Raw genomic sequence first — 2,550 nt, forward strand, 5'->3', positions numbered from 1 at the left:
CTACTCGCCAGTGCATTGCTACTGGCAGGCTGTAATGGTTCCGGATCAGAGACGAGTGCAAGTGACTCAATCGCGCCGACCTACAGCGTCTCTGGTACCATTAGCGCTACCAATGCCACCGGTAATGAAACCGTGTGTGCTGATTTAAATGGTGACTTTGCCTGTAACGCCAACGAACCCACCACACAAGCGGAGCAGGGGGCATTTACCCTCACCAGCGCCGATAAAGCGATCTTGTCCTCACCGATTGTCGCGCAAATCGACACCGGCGTGACCACGTTATCGTCGCAACGAATGGGAGCGCAGACTGACGCGCCTCGCCAAGGGAATGCATTCCTTGTTGCTCCCGGCGTACGCAAGACTACCGGCAATGACATCAATGTGATCAGCACACTGGTCGCTAGCAACATGGCGGCAGGGGATGCCTATCAAGATGCGGTTGCGAATTTACGTGAGCAATTCGAGGCGATGGGCGTCACGACGCAAGCGGACTTGCTTACCAACGGGGCGGATAACCGCTTTGTACAGCTTGAAAGTAACGTTTTGTCGCTGATATCGGGCATGACGCCCACGCGGGCGAATCGCATGCTAGCGCTACTAAGCGGTGAATTGGCGCGTTACGCGGATGTTTTACTTAAAGGTGCGCCAAGCGACGCGGACCTTAACGCGATTTTGGTTGAGTTGGATGAACGGACTCAAATGCGTCCTGTGAACGATACCGGCATTGTTAGCTATTATTCCGACAGCGGGAATGTTATCACCGCGCCTGACGACTACCCCGGTCAAGATGCTGACTATGGTTTTGATGCAACGGAAGGTGGGTTTAGCCTCACCAAACTGGATGGCAACGGTCAGCCTTTACCCGATAGCGCGACCACGTGGGATTGCGTGCAAGATAATCGCAGCGGACTGGTATGGGAGAGCAAACAGACGGACCCTCAATCCCCCCGATACGTTGATCGCCTTTTTGCCTATCAAGTGCCTGGGCAGTTCGAACCGTTTGGCAAAGATATTGAGGCGACAGGCTGCAAAGACGCTGAGGGTATTTGCACCACTGCCCAATACCAAGCGTACCTAAATCAGCAACAGATCTGTGGCATTGATCAATGGCGCTTACCTACCTTTGTTGAACTTTATAGCCTGATTGATTTCGGCGAGACACAAACCGACAGCGATGGGCGTGTTTATGGGCTCGATACGGGGTATTTCCCTCATCAATCCTCTGCCAGTGAATACGATGCCGGCTTGTTGTGGTCTTCCACCTCTTTCTTAACCGAATATACCGCATTTGCGACGCCGGGTGCGCGCTATATCCAGCTGCCGCAAACGCGAGGCAGTGATCGTGGCACTACAGTATCGCTCGAGATCTATAGCGATCAGGTCGATTCTGACTACACCTCATGGCAACTGCCTATTCGTCTTGTCGCCCAAGGAGAAAAATAATGAACAAACTGATCATTGCCGCCAGTATCTTCGCATCTGCAACTGCATGGGCAGGCCAAGAATGCTCGATTGATTTAACCAAAACGGCACCGAATGTCCGTTACAGCTTTGATGATAATGGCACGGTAACGGACACCTTTACCGGATTAACTTGGATGCGTTGCCCACTGGGTAAAACCTGGCAAGCCGAACAACAGGCGTGTCGTGGCGAGGGCACCGGAATGTATTGGCAAGCCGCACTTAATGAAGTGCAGGCGATCAATCAAAGCCAAGCGCACCCGCTTCATCAGTTTGCCGGTCACACGCAATGGCGTATGCCCAATATTAAAGAGCTAGTATCATTGGCTGAACATGCCTGCATGAAACCCGCGCTCAACCCGAAGGCATTTGCCGAAGGTTTCCCGTATTCAACTGCTGAGGAAGGATATGGTACCGGAAACGTTCGCGCTTACGTGTGGAGCAATAGCCATGTGCAAGCGGATAATACGATTTTGATGTTTGACGTGCGTAACGCGGAGATATTTGCTTACGGGCCGACGCAGCTTGAGGGCAGTGTACTGCTAGTAACAGACCAGTAAAAGAGATCGCCCCAGCGACATGGTATGTGGCTGGGGCGAGTGAATCGTCATTAGTGATCGATAACCGAGATGATCAAGCCACCGCACGTACTTTTTCTAAGTGGGCGAGATACTCATCGTAACTGCCGTTAAAGTGGATCAATTGCTGGTCTTTGATCTCAATGATATCGGTCGCCAATGAGGAAACAAATTCACGGTCGTGGCTGACAAAAATCAAAGTGCCTGGGAATTGCTCTAGGCCTTTATTGAGTGATTCGATGGCTTCCATATCCATGTGGTTGGTGGGTTCATCCATCACAATCACATTGATATCTTGCATCATCAGCTTGCCGAACATCAGGCGGTTTTTCTCGCCCCCTGAGCAGCTTTTCGCTTTTTTGTTCACATCATCTGCTGAGAACAACAAGCGACCCAAAATGCCACGAACAATCAAATCATCATGCTTGGCCGTACGCCATTGCGACATCCACTCAAACACGGTGAGATCGTTATCAAACTCGGCACTGTTATCTTGCGCACAGTAACCAAT

3 protein-coding genes are annotated in these 2,550 nt (G+C 51.3%); 2 read left to right on the top strand and 1 reads right to left on the bottom strand.

Annotated elements, in window-relative coordinates; genetic code table 11:
- Positions 1-1,443 (top strand): DUF1566 domain-containing protein (locus tag BZG79_RS14885; RefSeq protein WP_077774796.1); only part of this gene is annotated, 1,443 nt, incomplete at its 5' end.
- A complete protein-coding gene (locus tag BZG79_RS14890) occupies positions 1,443-2,021 on the top strand; it encodes a DUF1566 domain-containing protein (RefSeq protein WP_077774797.1) in 579 nt (192 codons plus the stop codon). The genes BZG79_RS14885 and BZG79_RS14890, both read left to right, overlap by 1 nt.
- 73 nt (positions 2,022-2,094) lie before the next feature.
- Here the strand turns inward: BZG79_RS14890 and BZG79_RS14895 are convergent.
- On the bottom strand, positions 2,095-2,550 hold a 456-nt coding region (locus BZG79_RS14895; protein WP_199877992.1), incomplete at its 5' end, for an ATP-binding cassette domain-containing protein.

The organism is Salinivibrio sp. MA427, assembly GCF_001996115.1.
Taxonomy (GTDB): domain Bacteria; phylum Pseudomonadota; class Gammaproteobacteria; order Enterobacterales; family Vibrionaceae; genus Salinivibrio; species Salinivibrio costicola.

What these genes read in the sequence shown, in the direction of transcription:
- BZG79_RS14890 (WP_077774797.1), top strand. Translation starts at nt 1,443, where the DNA reads ATGAACAAACTGATCATTGCCGCCAGTATCTTCGCATCTGCAACTGCA.